Raw genomic sequence first — 20,592 nt, 5'->3', positions numbered from 1 at the left:
GACAAGGAAGCAAAGGATATGCGACTGAATCACCTGGGGGCCGCCGCCCTCGCCCTGTGCTGGACTCAGCTCGGCTGGAGTGCCACCCTGCCAACGGATCTCAAGTGGGAAAGCAACGATACGGATCCCGTCTATGCCGATCCGGCTGCCCAGCGGGGCGGTACCTTTCGGACCTTCATGACCAGTTTTCCGCTGACCCTGCGCAACTATGGCCCCGATGCCAATGGCGCCTTCGCCGGTTATATGCGGGAAAACCGGCTGCCCCTGCTGGCCAGCCACCCCGACACCGGCAATCCGATCCCCATGCTGGCCAACCAGTGGGCGTTCGGGGCCGATCACAAGACCATGTATTTTCGCATCAACCCCAAGGCCCGCTGGTCCGATGGCGTACCGGTCAGCGCAGACGACTTCCTGTTCACCCTCAAGATGCTGCGCAGCAAGCAGATCAATGCCCCCTGGTACAACAACTACTACAGCACTCAAATTGTCGATGTGATCAAGTTCGATGACCACACTCTGGCCATCACCAGCGGCAGCGAGAAGAGCCGGGAAGACTTGCTCGATTCCCTCCCCTTCTCCCCCGAGCCCAGTCACGCCATCACACTCGATGACAACTGGGTGCGGGAGTACAACTGGAAGGTATTGCCGGTGACGGGCCCCTATCAGCTCAGCGAGGTCAAGAAGGGCAAATCCGTTACCTTCAGCCGCATTCCCGACTGGTGGGGTAACGACGAGCGCTACTTCCAGCACAGGTTCAATCCCGACCGTATCCAGATCAAGGTGTTGCGCGATCTCAACATTGCCTGGCAGCACTTCCTGCGCGGCGAGCTGGATACCTTCGGACTGGTGATCCCGAACTGGTGGCACGACAAGACCAAGACCCCCGAATTTGACAAGGGCTACATAAACCGTATCTGGTTCTATACCCAGACCCCGCAATCCCCGAGCGGCCTCTATCTCAACATCGATGACCCTTTGCTGAGCGACCTCAATGTCCGGCTCGGCATCCAGTACGCCCTCAACATCGACAAGATGCTGAGTACCTTGCTGCGTGGCGACTACCAGCGCCTCAACAACTATGGATCCGGCCAGGGAGACTTCACCAATAACGCCCTCAAGGCGCGGCCCTTCGACCCTGCGCTCGCGCGCGACTATTTCGCCAAGGCGGGTTTCACCAAAGCCGGGCCAGAGGGCATATTGCAAGATGCCAAGGGCAGATCACTGTCACTGAACGTGATCTACACCACCTCGGAGCACTCCCAGCGCCTCACCCTGCTGCGTGAAGAGGCCAAAAAAGCGGGTCTTAATCTGGAGCTCAACCTGATGGATGCCTCAGCGGGCTTCAAGGCCATGCTGGAGAAGAAACACCAGAGCGCCTGGATGGCCTGGAGTACGGGACGTTATCCCGCCTACTGGGAATATTTCCACAAGGTCAACGCCCACAAGCCACAGACCAACAACATCATGAACATCGATGATGACGCCATCACGGCCCTGGTGGAGCAGTACGACAAGGAGTTCGATTTTGCCAAGAAAGCCGAACTGTCACGGCAGATCCAGGCCCGGCTCTATGAGCTGGCCAGCTTCGTGCCCACCTATCAGGTTCCCTATACCCGGGAAGGGGCCTGGCGCTGGATAAGACTGCCCAAGGAGATTGCCACCGCCAAGAGCGAAGTGCTCTATTGGCCCCTCGATGGCTTCAACTCCGGCTACAGCTACGGCGGTCTGTTCTGGATAGATGAGACGGTGAAGAAGGAGACCCTGAACGCCATCAAGCAAGGCACCCGCTACCCTCAGGTCAATATCCGCGACACCCGCTACCTGCAGCCCTGAGTCCGTCATCGGATGCCCAAAACGACACAACCCCGCCAATGGCGGGGTTGTGTTTAGCACAAGCGGAGGGGAATTAACCGCGCTTGGCCTGCTTCTGGGCAACCGCATCGGCCACGTCGGCAGGCTCGAGTACGATGCCTTCCTGATCCGGGGTCGGGAACACGGCCACGCAGAGCTCATCCTGCTCCATGCCTTCCACCCAGCGCTCCAGCCACACCTTGAGGGTGATGGACTGCGGCTTGCATTCAGCCCACTCGCCTTCGGCCCAGGCCTGGGCGTATTCGGGGTGCGGCCATACCGGGATGCAGTCTTCGTCTTCGGTGGTCAGCATCATGACGCCGTGTTCGTCGGTCAGCACGAACAGCTCTTCGTGCTCGACCAGCTTGCTGATGAAGTGATCAAAGCGGTAGTCGGCGTTCAGTTGCAGCGCGGCATTGCGCTCGGTCTCGGTCAGTTCATAGCTCATGGTCAAGTCTCTTATGCAGTGCCAAGGATCGCGATGGGCCTGGGCTGCCGAGTCGATGATGACCCGAACCGGGCTGGCTCGCGCAATAAAGGGCGACATGTTCACATCTTGCCGCAGCCTTGTCCAGTGAATGGACGCCCCGCGCCGTCAGGACACGGCTGGTTCGCGCCAGTTAAGGATGCCACCTGGTCAATCAGGGCGGCTCAAACAGGGTGACCCCGTAAACTCAACGGTTTCATCATCTCTACAGTGCGGGAATATGCAGCACTATCTCGGCCTGCTCACTCAGACGCTGACGCAGCCAATAGGCCGATTCAACCTCGACGAAACAGAGCAGATCCTGCCCCTTGGCCGCCGTCATCAGCTGCGCAAATCGCAGCTCCTGCTGGCGTTCCCAAGCCTGGGCCAACTTGCTGCCATGAGCCTCATCCACCACTCCCCTGCGCAGTTCAAACAGGTTATCGGTGATCGGGTGATTGATCTTGGCCGCACTGCCCCAGTAAAGGCGCAGGTTATCCAGCATCTCTTCGTCGTAGTTAGCCAAGGCGTCCAGCTCGGGGGTATCACCGCTGTCGCTCACGGCAAAATCGCACCAGCCAGCGGAGAGGGAGGCAAGCTCACGCAGTGCTTGCGGGGCTACCTTGGCACGCAAGGCCGCCACATCCGGACTGCTCAGAGGGGGTAACCAGACCTCCCCCTCATGCTCGCTCAACGGGGACAAGAGCTGCGCCACCGGATAGATGGGAAACTGGGGAGAGAGACGATGAAGCAGAGAAATCAATGTGATGCGGGTCATGCGGGTTGCCTTGGAGAAGGGAATACGAGGGACTGGGCCGATGAAGCCCTATCCTATCACGGTGAGCGGCAATGCTCATCGCACCGCCTGCCTGAAAAATCGCCATACGGCCCGTCCACCCACCATAATCGCCAATACTTTGACCCAGCGCCCACTAAACTCCCTCGGGGAGTGCTAATTTGCATACATCATTAGCGTAAGGAGCCTGTCCATGATTGGGATCGACCAGATTTCTGAAGACTTTATCCATGAACTGAAAGTACTGGCCTGCTTTGATCCGGCGAATTTGAGTGTGGGGATCAAGTTACGCAGTGATATGAGTGATACGCTCTGCCAGGCGGCAGGACGCCTGCATCAGCAGGGTCTGATCAGCGCCGAGGATGGCGGCTATCTGACCCCCTTTGGCATGACAATGGTTGAACACCTGCAACACCTGCTCGTGGCCCTCAGGCCGGTGGCATAGGCGCCGCCCAGAGCGAAAAGTTCAACAGTTCCCAGCGTGCGCCTTGTTGCAGGTGACACGCAAACAGCAAAGGACCTTCGGGTCCTTTTACATTGCCGTCCACCAGCCACTGCTGGTCCCTGTGGGGCACGGGGCGGGTCTCAATACTGATGGGTGCGGCCTCGCCCCCGAGTCGAACCTGCAAAAATTGCAGGCAAGTGAGGCGGGCCTGCTCGGCGGCAACCAGATCAGGCTGTGCCCCGGCTACCGGAGACGCTTGAGTGGCTGATGGTGGCAAGGTGAGCGCCACAACGACCGCCAGGCAAGCGGCGAACCAGATCCTTCTCTTCATCGACGAACCTGCCGAGCAGTCCTGTTCCTGTTGATAGCTTATTTCTAACACACTCAGACGAGCACGCTCAACCCGCCATGACGCAGTGATGTCAGTCTCAGCCACACAAGGCCATATCCAGAGCAGGAGTGGTCATATCACGAGGGAAATCGCCGCCATCCCTGCCGCTGAGATCAGCTTGGCAAAGCCCAGATAGACAAAAAGCCGTGGTACCAGAGGCACCACGGCTTTCTTAAATTCTGTAACAATTACAGAGCGGTTACGTTCTCAGCCTGCGGGCCTTTCTGACCTTGGGTCACGGTGAACTGTACACGCTGACCTTCAGCCAGGGTACGGAAACCGTTGCCTTGAATGGCGCTGAAGTGTACGAACACATCCGGGCCATTTTCTTGCTGGATGAAGCCGAAGCCTTTGGTTTCGTTGAAGAATTTAACGGTACCGGTGATCATGTTAGACATATCTATTAAACCTGTATTCAAAAATTACTCGTGCCTTGAAAGGCGGATAAAGCTTCGAAAAGAGGGAATGACTTATGGACACTAGAAGGGGATGTGAAACATCGTATTCAGTAACATAAATATTGCCTTTTTCAAGCTCGACTGATTATACGTAGCTTTGTTCATTACGCAAACATATTTGTGCCCTGCCAATGGCAGGGCACAAGGCCTAGCAGGCAGGGGCCTCCAACGCCTTGACCAGCGCCTTGAGGAAGCGCGCCGCCTCGCCGCCGGTGCAGGCTCTGTGGTCAAAGGTCATCGACAATGGCAGGGCCCTGACCGGCCTAGCCTCCCCTTGCACGAAGACCACCTTATCGAACAGTGTCCCCGCCCCTATGATGGCCACCTGGGGCGGTGTCACTATCGGGCTGGCGTAGCGACCGGCGATGGCACCGAAGTTGGTGAGGGTGATGGTCGCCCCCTGGAGCATCTCCCGCGGCACAGCCCGCGCTTTGACGTCGGCTATCATGCGATCCAGCCCCTGGCGAATGTCGCCAGGCTCCCGCTCGGCCACATTCTCCATCACAGGCACATAGAGCCCATGGCGTGAGTCCACGGCGATGGCCACATTGACCTCCGTAAACAATCGCCGCGACAAGGTCTCGCCATCGAACCAGGCGTTCATCGATGGTTCGGCCCGACAAGCGACGCCGATCGCCTTGATGAGACGTACCGTCACATCTTCCTCGGCCCGCCAGGCTCGCAGATCGACCTCATCGGTGATGCTGACCGGTACCACGGTACGATGCGAATGTTCCATTGCCTTGGCCATGGCCCGGCGAGCCCCCTTGAGGAACTCGTTGCCGCTGCCTTGCTGCGCCTCGAACGCCTGCTGGACATCCAGCTCCAGCACCAGGCCGCCAGCGCCACTACCCTTGAGGTTATTGATGTCGATGCCCAGCTGCTGGGCGAGTTGACGTACCGCCGGCATGGCCTGCACCAGACGACCGCCAGCAGCCAGCACACCGGCCACGAAGTGATCCTCTATATGTTGCTGGCTGCTGCTCACCTTGCCCACGACGGTGCCATCATCTTCTCCGCCCTCAAACTCCACCAGGGGGGCGCCTATGTGCAATATGTCTCCCTCCTGACCACAGAGCCGAGCGATGACCCCATTGACTGGCGAGGGCACATCCACCAGCGCCTTGGCCGTCTCGACCGAGAGCAGCACCTGATCGACCTTGACCGCATCGCCGGCAGCAACCTTCCACTCCACGATCTCCGCCTCGGCCAGTCCCTCGCCCAAATCCGGCAACTTGAAATATTTCATGATCCGTTCTCCATCCGCGGGGACATCACCAAAGGTTGAAAAATCTCATGACTCTTTTTTGCTCGACGGCCAGTTCGCCACAATGTGAAGTAGTTCATAGCCACTTGTTCTCCATCAGCTGGTGCGCCGCCAGGGCGATATCCTGCTCGGTGATGAGGTAGTGCTCCTCATTACGGTAATAAGGCACGGCGGCATCGACACCGGTGAGCCGCTTTGGGGGGGCCTTGAGGCTGGTAAACGCCTCTTCCGTCACCCTGGCCACTATCTCGGCCCCCACCCCGAAGCTGCCACACGCTTCATGTACCACCAGCAGGCGGCCTGTCTTGCGTACCGAGGCGAGTATGCTCGCCATGTCGAGGGGCTTGATGGTGGCGAGATCCAGCACCTCGCACTGGATGCCCTCATCGCTCAGCCCCTGGCTGGCACGCATCACCTCCAAGATACAGGCTCCCCAGGCCACAATGGTCAGATCATGACCGCTGCGCAGGGTAAAACAGACATCCAGCGGCAAGCCGATGCCGTCATCCACCACATCGGATTTCATGGCGCGATAGATGCGATCCGGCTCGAAAAACATCACGGGATCCGGGCTGCGGATGGCCGATAAGAGCAAGCCATAGGCCCGCTTGGGACTGGATGGGATCACCACCCGCAAGCCGGGAATATGGGCAAACAGCGCCTCCACACTCTCGCTGTGGTGCTCAGGGGAGTGGATACCGGCGCCATAAGGAGAGCGATAAACGATGGGGCAACTGAGCCGGCCCCGGGTGCGGTTGCGCATCCGTGCCGCCTGGCAGATGATCTGCTCCATGCCGGGGAAGATGAAGCCCTGGAACTGGAATTCTGCCACCGGCTTGAGTCCCTGGGTGGCCATGCCGACCGCCACCCCGGCGATCAGCCCCTCCGCCAGCGGGGTGTCTATCACCCGTTTGAAGCCGAACTTGTCGCGCAGGCCGACGGTGGCGCGAAACACCCCGCCATTGACCCCCACATCCTCACCCAGCACCACCACGTCGGGGTCGTGTTCCATCTCGTGATGCAGCGCCAGATTGATCGCCTCGAGCAGTGTCATGTCACTCATGGTGTCGCCCTCCCTGCCCGGCCATGGCCTTGTCGATGATGCGCTGACGCTGACCGAGATAATCCCGGGGCAGCTCGGCAAACTGGTAATCGATGAGGGACTCCGGCGGTTGCGCCGTCAGTGACTCATAGGCGGCAACAGCGAGATCCACTGCCTTTGCGGCATCGGCCAGCAGAGCCTGCTCCTGCGCTTCGTCCCACCAGCCTCGCTCGGCCATGAACTGGCGCAGCCGCTTGACCGGCTCCTTGGCCCAGGCGGCTTCAACCTCGGCGGCATCGCGGTAGCGGGTCGCATCATCGGCGGTGGTATGGTCGCCGAGCCGGTAGCTGATGGCCTCGATCAGGGTGGGTCCCTTACCGGCGCGGGCCCGCTCCACCGCGCTCAGGGTGGCATCGTAGACGGCGAGCACATCATTGCCATCGACCTGGATGCTGGGTACCCCGGCACCAAGGCCCTTCTGGGCCAGAGTCGGCGCACTGGATTGCAGCTTGCGTGGTACCGAAATCGCCCACTGGTTGTTGTTGATCACCATCACCATCGGCAGGTGCCAGACACCGGCACAGTTGAGCCCCTCCAGGAAATCCCCCTTGGAGGTGCCACCATCCCCTATGGTGACCACGGCGACCCTGGGCTGGTTGCGCAGCTTGAACGCCGCCGCGACGCCGCAGGCATGGGTCACTTGCGTGGCGATGGGCACGCAGATGGGCAAGTCCTCAGAGGGCGTGCCATCTGGCTTGTTGAAGACGCTACCCCGCTCATCACCGCCCCAATACTGAAGATTCTTCTCCATGGGCACGCCACGCACGAACAGGGTGGGCATGTCGCGGTAGTAAGGCACATAGACATCCTGGGCCTGCATGGCGAGACCGACGCCAATGCCGACCGCCTCGGCCCCCAGATGGGAGGGGAAGGTCCCCAGCTTGCCGGTGCGTTGCAGGGCGATTGCTTTCTTGTCATAGCTGCGCACCATCACCATGTTGCGGTAGAAAGTGTGCAGCAGCTCCTTGTCCAGCCAGGTCGGAAGTGTGGCGACCGGGCGCCCCTCCTCATCGAGGTAACGAAGGAAGGGGATGTCGACATGGGTCATAACTGGCTCCTTGCCGTGATTGCGTCACCACCAGCGGCGACCCTTAAAATGTAAACAAGTTGTTAAGCAAAGCGCAATGCGGCAAAAGCAAATAACCCCAGTGATATCCTCTTTATTTAGCTCAATAAGCAGCCAATCGGTCTGACGCGCAGGCAACAAAAAAGGAGCCAATCCAGGCTCCTTTTTCCATCATCTGACCGCCAGGCCCGTCCCGTCAAGGGGACTCGTTGTCAGGGGATCAGGCATCCCACAGCCGGGTTGGCACCACCAGCAGCATGGTTCGCTGGCCGATGGCCACATTGGCATTGGGAAATACCACGGCTTCCCGCTCTTTCTCCACCAGATGGCGCAACTCGCCATCTTCCGCCAAGACAAATCCTTGGGGAAATTCGGTGAAATTGTCGACATCGCTGGCAAACAGGAAGCGAAAATCGGCACTGCGCTTGTTGATCACCCGATCGATGGCAAAGATGTTGAAATCCTCGGGCCGCCAGGGCTCCAGCGCCACGCTCGCCTCGCACACCAGCTCCTGCAGTGCCTGTCTGGCCTCGATGAAGCGGGTCATGTCATTTTCGCCAAAGGGGCGCACCTTGCCGAGCTCCACCGTGAAGCCGTAGGCATCGTGCTGACGGACGCTGTAATAGCTGAAGGTGGTGGTCGGACCGTTGGAGAGCAGTATGGTGCGCACCCCGCAGGCACCGAGGAAGCGGATCTGCTCCTGGCTGTAGGGGCGATCATGGGGGAAAGGATAAACGGCAAACTTCTCGTGACGGGAGCCGCGAATGGCGGTGTGCAAGTCATAATGCAGGCGTTCGGCCCCGGGCGTTGAGTAGAAGCGGGACACATATTGCTCGAGACGCATAGCGCGGATCCGCTCTCTGTTGCACAGCCCCTCCCCCTTGCTGTGGGCGCCGCTAAACAGCCGGTTCATGTTCTCTTCCAGCTCGCGCACCCCCAGGTTCATGGCCGCCGGATTGCCAAACAGGAACAGCACCCGATGGCGGGCGCTCAACTCACCGCTGAGCAGCTTGCCAAGCAGCTGGTTGCAGATCTCGATGGGGGCCGTCTCGTTACCATGGATGCCGCAGGAGAGCACTATCTCCTTGAGGGGCTCGGCGCGCAGCTGGCTGGCCGGTTCGATGCAGAGCACCCCGGTGTCCCACACCTGCGCCTGCGCGCCATCGGCCAGGGAAAAAGAGAAGGGATCGAGCTGCCATTCGTGACGGCGGGTCAGCGCCAGGAAATCATGTTGAGGGATCATCCGTTTCACCATCTTGTCACTGTCGATGGCGCCGATTATACGGTAGCGCTCTGGCTTAAAAACAATTTTTTAAACAAATTCAACCATTAGCATAACAATGCAAGGGGAACAGGAAAGGATGCAGAGGTGACAATGAGGGCTCATGCTGAGCAGATGACGCAAAGAAGGAAGATGGCACTAGTAGAGATCGGCGGTATGGCAGAGAGACTATGGTTGGCACTATCGGCCAGCGAAAAAAAACGAGGCATCCGTGCCCGGTCAATCAACCACGCCAGAACGGCTTGGTGGTTTCCTGATAACGATCAGATTCGTTCAGGCCGATATCTTTGAGCAGATAGGCAGGCAGCTCGGAGAGCTGGCGACGACTACGGCTACGCTCCAACCAGGTCAGGAAGGTCTGTTTGGCACGAACCATCAGATTCAGTTCGCTGGACTGCTGATAACCGGCTTGGGTATAAGTCATGTTGGCCATGGTGCGGCTCCTCTTAATTAGTTGCCGCAAGCTTAGGAGTTGTCCACCCATGTCTCAATTGACGAATTTTGATACAACACATTAGTAAAAGTAATATAAGAAATCCGGCAAGAAAAATCACCAAGACAATGATTAATAAGTAAAAATTAAAAAACAAAAGTCTATTTCAATGCAAACAGCAGATTGTTCTTTTAAACGCCAGGTTAACTATTCACTTTATATTTGAGCTTATGCAATGCTCGTCATGGCGAACAGTTTGCCTATTTCCCTCATCCCGATGAAATGATCCATGGGTGATAACGGGATGTTTCCAAAAATAACAAATGAACAATTTCATTACATGGCCACCCTCCTCATATTCTCACTCCATTTATTCGCCATGGCCAAGACTCATAGGGACAAGATCCCAACATGACCCCCAACGCCCCCATGTGACTCACCTCACGATTCCCGCCCACTGACCGCCAAACTAGGACATTTTCCTAACTCCCCTAGGGATGGCTCTCACGCCATTTGCGCCGCGCCTCATTACAGTCGGCTCACCTGATGCAATTCCCCGACGCTCGCCAAGGCGCAGGTTTGGGCATGGGTTCAATCGACAGGAGAGCGAGGTGCACAGTGCGACCCGCTTGCTGTTGCCCTTTCCGTGGCGTGACCTCTAACAACCCATCAACCAATGGGAGGCCCAGCGGAAATACCGTCTATCTCGCAGAGGATGAACGAAGATGTTGAAATTTCTCCAACAGGTCCGGGTCCCGACCCTGGAACTGCCGGTCGAAGCCCGGCGCAAGCTCTGGTTCAAGCCATTCATGCAATCTTATCTGGTTGTATTCATTGGCTATCTGACCATGTATCTGATCCGCAAGAACTTCAACATCGCCCAGAACGACATGATCCAGGAGTACGGTCTCTCCATGACCGAGCTCGGCATGATAGGCCTTGGCTTCTCCATCACCTACGGGGTGGGCAAGACGGTCGTCTCCTACTATGCCGACGGCAAGAACACCAAGCAGTTCCTGCCGCTGATGCTGATCCTCTCCGCCCTCTGCATGCTGGGCTTCAGCGCCAGCATGGGCGGCACGGGTTTTAGCCTCTACTTCATGATCTTCTTCTATGCCCTGAGCGGCTTCTTCCAGAGCTGTGGCGGCTCCTGCAGCTACTCCACCATCACCAAGTGGACCCCCCGCAACAAGCGCGGCACCTATCTGGGCATGTGGAACCTCTCCCACAACGTGGGCGGCGCCGGTGCGGCCGGTGTGGCGCTGTTCGGTGCCAACTACCTGTTCGATGGCAACGTGCTCGGCATGTTTATCTTCCCCTCCATCATCGCCCTCATCGTCGGCTTCGTCGGCCTGCGTTTTGGCAGCGACTCGCCGGAAGCCTATGGTCTGGGCAAGGTAGAGGAGCTGTTTGACGAAGTCGCGAGCGAAGAGGACATCGCCACCGAAGAGCAGAAGCTGACCAAGGGTCAGATCTTCGTGAAGTACGTGCTGATGAACAAGGTGATCTGGCTGCTCTGCTTCGCCAACATCTTCCTCTACGTGGTGCGCATCGGCATCGACCAGTGGTCCACCGTCTACGCCCACCAGGAGCTCGGCTTCTCCAAGGAAGTCGCCATCCAGGGCTTCACCTTCTTCGAAGTGGGCGCCCTGGTCGGCACCCTGATGTGGGGCTACCTCTCGGATCTGGCGAACGGTCGCCGTGGTCTGGTGGCCTGCGTGGCACTGGCGCTCATCATCGCCACCCTGGGGCTCTACCAGCACGCCACCACCCAGTTCATGTTCCTGGGCTCCCTCTTCCTGCTGGGCTTCCTGGTATTCGGTCCGCAACTGCTGATCGGCGTGGCCGCCGTGGGCTTCGTGCCGAAACAGGGCATCAGCGTGGCCGACGGGGTCAAGGGCACCTTCGCCTACCTCATCGGTGACAGCTTCGCCAAGCTGGGTCTGGGCATGATAGCCGATGGCACCCCCATCTTCGGCCTGACCGGCTGGACCGGCACCTTCGCGGCGCTGGACATGGCCGCCGCCGCCTGCCTGGTGCTGATGGCCTGCGTGGCCGTGGCCGAGGAGCGCAAAATCCGCCGCATCAAACGGGAACTGAAAGCCGCCACCCTGGCTGCCCAATCCGTCTGAGCAGCACACAACCAGGCAGCTCCTCACTGAGCACTTGGTCACCGGGCGCCGCTAGTGTTTAATGCCCCCTGACCAGACATGCCTGCTCATCGCCGTGATCCAGATGCCAAGGCGCCCCTTTCGGGGGCGCCTTGGCTGTTATCCCTGCCGGGTAGGGCACGTCTTTGGTAGCCATTCGCTATCACAACCCCCACCAGGAGGCGGGCCCCATGATCAAGATTGCCCTCATCGACGATCACCAGATAGTCCGCTCCGGCTTTGCCCAACTGCTCAATCTGGAACCCGATCTGCGGGTCGTGGCCGAGTTTGGCTCCGCCCGGGATGCCTTGGCTGGGTTGCCCGGTTGCGGCGCCCAACTCTGTGTGTGCGACATCTCCATGCCGGATCAATCCGGACTGGATCTGCTCAGGCAACTGCCCACCGGCCTCGCCGTGGTGATGCTGTCGGTGCACGACAGCCCGGCGCTGATCGAGCAGGCGTTGCAGGCCGGTGCCAAGGGTTTTCTCTCCAAGCGTTGCAGCCCGGAGGAGCTGATCGCCGCGGTGCGCACCGCCGCCCACGGCGGCTGCTACCTCACCCCGGACATAGCCCACAAGCTCGCCAGCAACAACCAGGACCCCCTCACCAACCGGGAGCGGGAGGTGGCGCAGCTGCTGGCCCGCGGGCTGGAAGTGAAAGCCATCGCCGAACAACTCGGCCTCTCCCCCAAGACGGTGCACGTGCACCGCGCCAACCTGATGGACAAGCTCAAGGTCAGCAACAACGTGGAGCTGGCCCACCGCATGCTGGACAGCTGGTGATCTCCCGGTTTACCAGCTATGTCGCCATCTCCCTGGCGGCCAGCTTCATTTTCGCCGCCGGCTGGTTCTGCCTGTGGAGCATCGGCCTGCATCTGGCGGGTGGCCCAGTGCTGGCGGTGTTGCTGTTCCCGTTCGGGTTGCGACTGGGCCTGCTGCTGCAAAGCCCGCTCCCCTACTGGCCGCCGCTGCTGCTCAGTGAATCCCTGCTGCTCTACTGGCTCGACAGCGAGATAGGCCTGCCAGCCTGGCCACTCATTCAGGTCGGCAGCCTGCTCACCCTGCTGCCGCTGCTCATCGCCCGCCGCCAGCGGGTACGCAACGACTGGCAGCAGCTGCTGGTGCTGCTCGCCACCGTCACCGTGGCGGCACTGCTGCAATCCCTGCTCTGGCATCTGGTCGGGGAAGATGGGCTCACTGCCCTGCTGCTCACCCTGACCGGCGGCCTGACCCTCACTTCAACCTGCATGCTGATCTGGCACTATCTGACCCGCGCCACCTGGGTGCCGCTGGGGCCCGCATTGGTGGATCAACCGGTGGACTGGCGCTTTCGTCATCTGGTCTGGTATCTGCTGCTGTTCGTGCTGAGCCTGGGGCTGCAGCTCGGCCTGCCCGATTCCCTGGTGCGCTTCACGCCGTTTTGCCTCGCCATTCCCATCATGGCCATGGCCTGGCGCTACGGCTGGCAGGGGGCCCTGCTCGCCACCTTGATGAACACGGTGGCCCTGATGGCGGGCCAGGCCTGGCACGAACACCCCCTGGATCTGCTGCTCTCCCTGCTGGCCCAGAGCCTGACCGGCCTGCTGCTGGGGGCCGGCATCCAGCGCCAGCGCGAGCTCAATCAGGCACTGACCCGCCAGCTCGCCCACAACCGCCAGCTCACCGAGCGGCTGCTGGAGACAGAGGAGAGCATCCGCAAGGAGGTGGCCCGTGAGCTGCACGACGACATAGGCCAGACCATCACCGCCATTCGCACCCAGGCGGGCATCGTGCGCCGCCTCGCGCCGGACAACCCAGGGGTCGGCCAGAGCAGCGCCCTCATCGATACCCTGTCGCTCGGCATCTATGACGCCGTGCGCGGCCTGCTCGGCCGGCTGCGCCCCCGCCAGCTCGACGACATGAGCCTGGAGCAAGCGGTGCGCGGGTTGCTGCGGGAACTGGAGCTGGAACGCCACGGCATAGTCACCCGGCTCGAATGGCGGCTGGCGGACGAGGATCTCTCCGATGCCCAGCGGGTCACCCTGTTTCGAGTCTGCCAGGAGGGGCTCAACAACGTGGTCAAACACGCCAACGCCAGCTCGGTGCGCATCCGGGCCCACCAGCAGGGTGAGCGCTTGCAACTGCTGCTGGAAGATGACGGCTGCGGTCTGCCCGAACAGGCGCCCCAGGGCTATGGCCTGCTCGGCATCCGCGAGCGGGTGCAGGCGCTGGGGGGCAGCCTGCAACTCTCCTGCATTCACGGCACTCAACTGACCCTGAGCCTGCCCTGCCGCAAACGGGAGGATCACCATGAATAACCTCTCCCGCCCCCTTGCGAGGGTCGCCTTATGCTGAACTTTATGAAAAGCACGCCGCCCCAGCAGCTCATCCGTGATCAGGCAGAAATAGACGCCTGTTATCGTCACTGGCGCCTCCACATCTTGCTGACCATGTATCTGGGCTATGCGGTCTTCTACTTCACCCGCAAGAGCTTCAACTTCGCCATGCCGGACATGCTGGCGAGCGGCATCCTCGGCAAGGCCGACATCGGCATGCTGTGGACCCTGTTCTACCTCACCTACGGCTGCTCCAAATTCTTCTCCGGCATCATCAGCGACCGCGCCAATCCCCGCTACTTCATGGGGCTTGGGTTGATGGCGACCGGGGTCATCAATATCTTGTTCGGGCTCTCCTCGTCGCTCTGGCTGTTCGCGGCGCTCTGGGTCGCCAACGCCTTCTTTCAGGGCTGGGGCTGGCCCCCCTGCTCCAAGCTGCTGACCAGCTGGTATTCGCGCAGCGAACGGGGCGTCTGGTGGTCGGCCTGGAACACGGCCCACAACGTGGGCGGGGCGTTGATCCCGCTCATCGTCAGCACCATAGCCCTGCAGTATGGCTGGCGCTACGGCATGATAGTGCCGGGGCTCATCGCCATACTGGTCGGGCTGATCCTCTGCTGGCGACTGCGGGATACCCCTAGAACCCTGGGGCTGCCCACGGTCGGCGAGTGGCGAAGCGATGCGCTGGAGATAGCCCAACAGACCCAGGATGCCGATCTGACACCGCGCCAGATCCTGCACAAGTACGTGCTCGGCAACCCCTACATCTGGCTGCTGGCCTGCTGCTACGTGCTGGTCTATGTGGTGCGCACCGCCATCAACGACTGGGGCAATCTCTACATGACCGAGCAGCGCGGCTTCAACCTGATGAGCGCCAACTCGGCCATCTCCATGTTCGAGGTGGGGGGCTTTATCGGCGCCCTGGTGGCGGGCTGGGGCTCGGACAAGCTGTTCAACGGCAACCGGGGGCCGATGAACCTCATCTTCGCGGTGGGGATACTGCTGGCGGTGGGATCCCTGTGGCTGATGCCCTTCTTCAGCTACGTGATGCAGGCGGCCTGCTTCTTCACCATCGGCTTCTTCGTGTTCGGCCCCCAGATGCTGATCGGCATGGCGGCGGCGGAGTGCTCCCACAAGGATTGCGCCGGGGCCGCCACCGGCTTCGTCGGCCTGTTCGCCTACATGGGGGCGGCGCTGGCGGGCTACCCCCTGGCCAGGGTGATGGAGATCTGGCACTGGAACGGCTTCTTCGTGGTGATCTCGGTGGCCGCCGGGGTCTCAGCCCTGTTGCTGCTCCCTTTCCTGAAGGCCCAGGCGCCTCGCGTCCTCGCCACCGAACCGGGTTGAACCGGGTTGAACCGGGTTGAACCGGGCAATGGGGATCCAGACCCGGTTGCTGCTCTACGCCTTCAAGCTCAAAGCCCAGGCACCTCGTCAGCAGGGCACGGCGCCCCTGTTCGGTAACAGTTGACACAAGATGACTGTTTATTTATACAGTTATCTTGCGGCGAGCAGATGGCGGCTTGCCCCACTCCCCACGTCACCGAGAGATGAACCATGGAGACCTTTACCCCCAAGGCCGCATTGCGCCAGCAGATGAGTGAGCTGGAAACCTTGTTGGCCGAACTGGCCGCACAGTTGGAGCAGCTGCCCCTGCTGGAGGCTCAGGTCTACCCCCTGCCCCCTGTGCTGCAAGGCAAGGAGCATGACCCCATCAGCCAGATAGCGGTGGTGCAGCTGTGTGGTGAGGCCGCCCGCGAGGCGGCGATTGCCGCCTATCAACATCATGGCGCCCGCCCCGGCTGCTCGACCAAGTCCACTCAACGCCTGCCCGGCTGGCTGCGATTACCCGCCCGTTGCGCGGCCCAGCTCAGTCCCCTGGTGGAGAAGATCAATCATTGCAAGCAAGGCTTCAAGACGCTGGTGCAGCAAGCAGGGGGACGGGATGAGAAGTTCGAGCTGGTCCACGATGCCCTGCCCGGGGTCATCACCTTGCAGATCTATCGCCAGCTCACCCTGTTGACCGGGGAGCTCCACTCCTTCGGCTTCACCTGGGCGGACAAGCAGACCATCCGCCGCCTCGGCCGGGAGCAGGTGATCACCATGCTCGAGCGCAGCCGTCACTATGTGCCCATGCTGTCGAACCCGTCGCAGTGGCAGCAGATGGTGGATCAGGAGGTATACGACATCCGTCGCCTGCCCGCCGCGGCCGAGTTGCGGATCCGTCGCCCGGTCAAGACTCACCCCATGGTCAACCTGCTGTGGCGCGATCGCGAACCGAGGAAGCAACAGATCAAGGCGAGCCTGCCACTGCTGCTCTGCGCCGATGACTCTCCCCTCATCAAGCCGCTGGGTCACTATCCTCCCAAGCTGCGCCAGCCGAGGCGGGATCGCAAAGGGGGGGAGCGCCTCATCATCGATCGGCTGCATCTCTATGTGTATGAGCACCTCGACTAACGCAGCTCGGCCCTGCGGGTGCGGCGCCAGCCTGAGCCAGCAGGTTGTACGGTTCGGTGACAGGGGCAAGAAGAGAGCTGTTGCGCAGTCGGTGGGCTGCCCGCAGACAGGCACTGACCGTCGGCGGCAGGCAACAAGGGGAATAAAAACGCCCCTTCTCTTTGGGAGAAGGGGCGTGATCGGCAGGAAAGGAGGCGAGTATCAGCCCATCAACAGGGCACGCAGACTCTCCACGTCCAGCCCTCTTACCTCGGACTGGCCGCTGAGCAGGCCATCGGCCAGGGCGCGCTTCTCATCGTGCAGGGCCACTATCTTCTCCTCCACCGTCTGTTCGCACACCAGGCGATAGACGGTCACCGGCTGGGTCTGACCCATACGGTGGGCGCGGTCACTGGCCTGATCTTCCACCGCCGGGTTCCACCAGGGATCCAGGTGCAACACGGTATCGGCCTGGGTCAGGTTGAGACCCGTCCCCCCGGCCTTCAGGCTGATCAAAAACAGCGGTACCGGCTCGTTGCGAAATCGCAGGATGGACTCCTGGCGCGACTTGGCGGAGCAGCCACCATCCAGATAGCAGTAATCCCAGCCCCGCTTGCCGATACGCTCGCGCAGCAGGCTCAGCAGGTCGACGAACTGGCTGAACACCAGCACCCTGTGACCGTTGTCGATGGCCTCCCCAAGCAGGGCCATGGCTTCGTCCAGCTTGCTGTTGCTATGGGCCCACTCCGGCATGATGAGAGAGGGCGAACAGCAGAGCCGCCGCAGCCGGGTCAGGCCGCTCAGCACATGCATCAGGGCGCGGCCATCGGCGCTTTGCACCTGCTGCACCACCTCGCGCCTGGTCGCCTCATAGAGCTGACGCTCCTCGGCCGACAGACTGATGTGGTGCACTATCTCCGTCTTGTCCGGCAACTCGGTCAACACCTGCTGCTTGAGGCGACGCAGGATGAAGGGGCTGATCACGGCCCGCAGCAGCGCCATGTGTTCCGGATCCTTCACCGCCTTGCCGAAGCGACGCTTGAACTCGCCCAGGCTGCCGAGCAGACCCGGGTTGATGAAGGTAAACAGACTCCACAACTCCCCCAGATGGTTCTCGATCGGCGTGCCCGACAGGGCCAGACGAAAATCGCCATCGAGCTGGAACAGCAACTTGGCGCGCTGGGTACCGGCATTCTTGATCTGTTGGGCCTCGTCCAGCACCATGCTTGCCCAGCGGCGCCCCTTGAGCGCCGACGCCAGTCCGCCCAGCATGCCGTAGTTGACCAACACCAGCTGACCCGGCTTGGCCTCGGCGATCTGCGCCTCCCTGTCCATGCCTGGCTCGAAGGTCACCACTTCCAGCTCGGGGGCGAAGCGCGCCACCTCCTCTTGCCAGTTGGTGACCACTGACTTGGGCACCACCACCAGGGCGGGGCCCAGGTGCTGGCGCATACGCAACACGATCAGCGCCTGCAGCGTCTTGCCCAGCCCCATGTCATCGGCGAGGCAGGCGCCAAAGCCGTGATGGGCCAGGGTCGCGAGCCAGCGCACCCCATCTTTCTGGTAGTCCCGCAGCGGGGTGAGCAGCTCAGCCGGACAGTCAACCTCCTGTTGCCACTCCGCCTGCAACTCCTGCCAGGCGCTGTCCCCTTGCGTGCTGATCACCGAGAGCAGGCGGGTCAGTGGATAGGCGAGCCGGGTGTTGACCCTCTGCTCTTCGTCGAGCATGGCCCCCAGCATGGTGAGCCGCTCCACCAGCTTGTCACTCAGCACCAGACTGGTCTGCTCGTCGAGCTGGACGGTTCGCTGGCCCGGGGTCAACTGGCGCAAAATGAGGCGCAGATCCAGGATTTCGTGTTCATCCAGACTGAGGCTGCCCTCAACCTGGAACCAATCCTGGCGCCGCTCGATACGCAGGCTCAGAGCCGCTTCATCCAGGCTCTTGAGGCGGGCGCTGTCCTGATGCCAGTGAATGCGTATCTGCTGCTCCACCAGCTCGGGCAAAGCATTGACCAGAGAGAGTGCCTGCTCCCCCTGCAGCAGCCATTCGGTGCCGGGCAAGTCGATGGGCAGCTGATTGCGCAGGCTCTGGGCCTCGCGCTTCTCTTCCGCCAGATCTCGCAACCAGTAGAGTGACTCTTTCATCCCCTGGCGCACCACGGCCTCCCCCTTGCCCAGGGGCAAGGCGGGCATATCGTCAAGCTGAGTGACCAGCCTGACCGCGAGCTGGCCATCCTGCCAGTCGAGCTGGACCGACGCCAATCCGGGCCAGGACTTGAGCTCGACATTGCCTTGGAGCCCAGCCACCTCGCTGTGCCAGGGCAATCCAGGAATGGCGTTGAGTGTCTGTTGCAGGGCGGCCAGCCCCTCCCCCGGCAGGGGCGGGATCGACGCCAGAGCGGGCAGCAAGGGCTGCAAGCCGGGCGGCGTCAGCATCAACTGCCACAGATCCTGGGCCAGCGGCACTATGTGCGCCCCCTTGCTGGCCTGAGCCGGGCTCAATACGCCGCGCATGCCGGCGTCCTCTGCCACTATCTGCAGCAAGGGGGCACTCAGGGCAAGCTGCAGCTTCTGCCCCTTGGCGTTGAGCAGACGGGGATGCTGGGCGAGCACGGGCCAGAGTTCATCCGGCAAGCGGCTCATGTTGCGCGGCAGCAGCCGCACCAGCGCCCAATCCTCCTCATCGAGCAGGGCCGCATATTGCGTGGAGAGCAGACCAGGATCGACCCGGCGACCGGCGGTCCACTCCCCCTTGGTGCTCTGTTTCTGGATCTTGCATTCGAGCTCGGGCCCTTCTGCGTGCAGCAGCCAGACCAGTTGCTCCTTGTTTTTCCGCCCCCCGCTGGCACGCCCCAGCCCCTGCAGCCAGTTGAGCCAGCTGGCCGATGCGGCGCCCTTGTCATCGTCGTCATCCTCATCCCCCTGCCCGTTCAAGTCAGCGTTCAGGCGATCGAGGGGGCCTTGCCTGGCCGCCTGGCCGAGCAATTGCCGCAGCAGATCCTGACAGAACCCCATCAGACGATGGCGAGGCGCCACCCCGAGCAGTGCGTCAAGATCCCACTTGTGCAAGATGGCGACTTGCGGGCTCTGGCCACCGTGGCGGGCCAGGGCACAGAGGTCGAGCCAGAGGTAGCCCCAGTGCAGTTCGTCGGCGGGCAGTTGCAGGGTATCAAACAGCCCCACCGCCTGACCGTGGCGATCCCCCGCCCATTGGGCGATCAGATCCTGCAGCAAGGGTTGCTGCTGACCCAGGCTGCGCTGCCACAACTTGCGCTGACTGCTGGCAAGTTCGGGGTCCGCCTGCTGCAACCAGCCAAGCCAGAGCAGCATCATGAAATTATGCGGATACTGACCCTTGCCATGACGTGCCTGCCACCCATTGAGGGCACTCAGCAGCGCCTCCACCAGGGGGGCACTCCCCCCTCGCTCCGCCAGGGTCATCAGCTCGGGCCAGCCATTGGGGTGATCGGGGACACTATCTTGTAACGCCGCAAGGTCAGCATCCGCGTCATCACACAACCAGTGCCATTGGGCGGCCAGTTGCTGGTAGCAGGGCTGCAACTCGGCAACCACAGTCGCCTCGGCCAGGGGCCAGGGGCCAGGGGGGCAATCCAGATTCGCCTGCAGGGCGAAGTGCTCGAGCAGGATGCGCTGCCACTGGGGGCTGGATCCTGAGAGCAGGGCGTGGGATTCGGGCACATCGAGCAGGGCCAGCAGATCGGCACCATTGAGATAGGCTGGCGGCTCGCCGCCAACCCCCAGGCAGAGGGATCGCACCAGGGCCTGGACGGGATCCTGGCCGGTCAGGCTAGGCACCCGCGACCAGTCAGGCATAGGACAGCGTCCCTGGCGAACTCCCAGAATGAGCGCCAGTGTTCCCTCGGCACTCAGGCTCCAGAGCTGTTCGCCCCGCAACCGGATCAGTCCCTCGTCGTGCAGTTGCGTCAACTTGTCGATCAATACCTGGCCCAGCGGCAGCTGTTCTTGCAGATAGCGGGTACTCACGGCACGCTGCAACTGCAGCTCGCCGAGCAAGGCATAACAATCTGGAGACAAGGTTGGTGCAGACATCAAGACTCACGCGAAGGAGCAAAAGCGGAATTTTACCGGGAAAGCGCCTTCGGCTCGACCCTTA

The 20,592-nt window shown here is 61.2% G+C and carries 17 protein-coding genes; 7 read left to right on the top strand and 10 right to left on the bottom strand.

The features are described from left to right. The first annotated feature begins 18 nt into the window (after nt 1–18). Nucleotides 19–1,833 carry an extracellular solute-binding protein gene (locus M2366_RS07520; RefSeq protein WP_259269342.1) on the top strand — a complete coding sequence of 605 codons (1,815 nt, stop codon included), beginning with the start codon at nt 19–21 and terminating at the stop codon, nt 1,831–1,833. A gap of 73 nt (nt 1,834–1,906) precedes the next feature. On the opposite strand, the gene M2366_RS07515 is transcribed toward M2366_RS07520, so the two are convergent. Together M2366_RS07515 and M2366_RS07510 are read right to left on the bottom strand one after the other, a co-directional pair. Then, on the bottom strand, nt 1,907–2,299 hold the full coding sequence (locus M2366_RS07515) for a DUF2750 domain-containing protein (RefSeq protein ID WP_042043575.1): 393 nt from the start codon (nt 2,297–2,299) through the stop codon (nt 1,907–1,909). 244 nt (nt 2,300–2,543) lie between these two features. Further along, nucleotides 2,544–3,095 carry a hypothetical protein gene (locus tag M2366_RS07510; RefSeq protein WP_042043306.1) on the bottom strand — a complete coding sequence of 184 codons (552 nt, stop codon included), beginning with the start codon at nt 3,093–3,095 and terminating at the stop codon, nt 2,544–2,546. Between the two features lie 211 nt (nt 3,096–3,306). On the opposite strand from M2366_RS07510, the gene M2366_RS07505 reads away from it, so the two are divergent. Next, nucleotides 3,307–3,558: a TIGR02647 family protein gene (locus tag M2366_RS07505; RefSeq protein ID WP_042043305.1), complete on the top strand. Its 252-nt coding sequence runs from the start codon at nt 3,307–3,309 to the stop codon at nt 3,556–3,558. Here M2366_RS07505 and M2366_RS07500 read toward each other — a convergent pair. The 7 genes from M2366_RS07500 to M2366_RS07470 form a co-directional block, all read right to left on the bottom strand. After that, nucleotides 3,542–3,889 carry a hypothetical protein gene (locus M2366_RS07500; RefSeq protein ID WP_259269341.1) on the bottom strand — a complete coding sequence of 116 codons (348 nt, stop codon included), beginning with the start codon at nt 3,887–3,889 and terminating at the stop codon, nt 3,542–3,544. The two genes, M2366_RS07505 and M2366_RS07500, sit on opposite strands and share 17 nt — an antisense overlap. A 248-nt stretch (nt 3,890–4,137) precedes the next feature. After that, complete coding sequence (locus tag M2366_RS07495) at nt 4,138–4,347, bottom strand: cold-shock protein (RefSeq protein WP_042043304.1); 210 nt, start codon at nt 4,345–4,347, stop codon at nt 4,138–4,140. A gap of 208 nt (nt 4,348–4,555) precedes the next feature. Beyond that, complete coding sequence (locus M2366_RS07490) at nt 4,556–5,656, bottom strand: dihydrolipoamide acetyltransferase family protein (RefSeq protein WP_224430836.1); 1,101 nt, start codon at nt 5,654–5,656, stop codon at nt 4,556–4,558. A gap of 94 nt (nt 5,657–5,750) precedes the next feature. Further along, entirely contained in the window at nt 5,751–6,737 is a 987-nt protein-coding gene (locus M2366_RS07485) for an alpha-ketoacid dehydrogenase subunit beta (protein ID WP_259269340.1), read from the bottom strand. After that, nucleotides 6,730–7,824, bottom strand: coding sequence for a pyruvate dehydrogenase (acetyl-transferring) E1 component subunit alpha (gene pdhA / locus M2366_RS07480; protein WP_042043301.1), 1,095 nt, complete (start codon nt 7,822–7,824; stop codon nt 6,730–6,732). The genes M2366_RS07485 and pdhA overlap by 8 nt, the downstream gene beginning before the upstream one ends. Nucleotides 7,825–8,062: 238 nt before the next feature. After that, nucleotides 8,063–9,085: a succinylglutamate desuccinylase gene (gene astE, locus M2366_RS07475; protein ID WP_259269339.1), complete on the bottom strand. Its 1,023-nt coding sequence runs from the start codon at nt 9,083–9,085 to the stop codon at nt 8,063–8,065. 262 nt (nt 9,086–9,347) lie between these two features. Next, a complete protein-coding gene (locus tag M2366_RS07470; protein ID WP_042039552.1) occupies nt 9,348–9,557 on the bottom strand; it encodes a DUF1127 domain-containing protein in 210 nt (69 codons plus the stop codon). 725 nt (nt 9,558–10,282) lie between these two features. Between M2366_RS07470 and uhpT the strand changes: the two genes are divergently transcribed. The 5 genes from uhpT (at nt 10,283) to M2366_RS07445 (ending at nt 16,478) form a co-directional block, all read left to right on the top strand. After that, nucleotides 10,283–11,689, top strand: coding sequence for a hexose-6-phosphate:phosphate antiporter (uhpT, locus tag M2366_RS07465; RefSeq protein ID WP_259269338.1), 1,407 nt, complete (start codon nt 10,283–10,285; stop codon nt 11,687–11,689). A 209-nt stretch (nt 11,690–11,898) separates the two neighbouring features. Beyond that, complete coding sequence (uhpA, locus tag M2366_RS07460; protein ID WP_259269337.1) at nt 11,899–12,489, top strand: transcriptional regulator UhpA; 591 nt, start codon at nt 11,899–11,901, stop codon at nt 12,487–12,489. Beyond that, nucleotides 12,486–14,003 (top strand): signal transduction histidine-protein kinase/phosphatase UhpB, encoded by a 1,518-nt coding sequence (uhpB, locus tag M2366_RS07455; RefSeq protein ID WP_259269336.1) that lies wholly within the window; start codon nt 12,486–12,488, stop codon nt 14,001–14,003. Before uhpA ends, uhpB begins: the two co-directional genes overlap by 4 nt. Before the next feature lie 30 nt (nt 14,004–14,033). Next, nucleotides 14,034–15,368 carry an MFS transporter gene (locus M2366_RS07450; protein WP_259269335.1) on the top strand — a complete coding sequence of 445 codons (1,335 nt, stop codon included), beginning with the start codon at nt 14,034–14,036 and terminating at the stop codon, nt 15,366–15,368. A 210-nt stretch (nt 15,369–15,578) separates the two neighbouring features. After that, nucleotides 15,579–16,478 (top strand): DNA replication terminus site-binding protein, encoded by a 900-nt coding sequence (locus tag M2366_RS07445; RefSeq protein WP_259269334.1) that lies wholly within the window; start codon nt 15,579–15,581, stop codon nt 16,476–16,478. A gap of 201 nt (nt 16,479–16,679) precedes the next feature. Here the strand turns inward: M2366_RS07445 and M2366_RS07440 are convergent, their stop codons facing one another. Next, complete coding sequence (locus tag M2366_RS07440) at nt 16,680–20,528, bottom strand: DEAD/DEAH box helicase (RefSeq protein WP_259235687.1); 3,849 nt, start codon at nt 20,526–20,528, stop codon at nt 16,680–16,682. Nucleotides 20,529–20,592 lie beyond the last annotated feature (64 nt).

This window comes from Aeromonas sp. BIGb0405, from assembly GCF_024807335.1.
GTDB classification, from domain to species: Bacteria; Pseudomonadota; Gammaproteobacteria; order Enterobacterales; family Aeromonadaceae; genus Aeromonas; species Aeromonas rivuli.
This window is presented reverse-complemented; position numbering and strand designations above follow the sequence as displayed.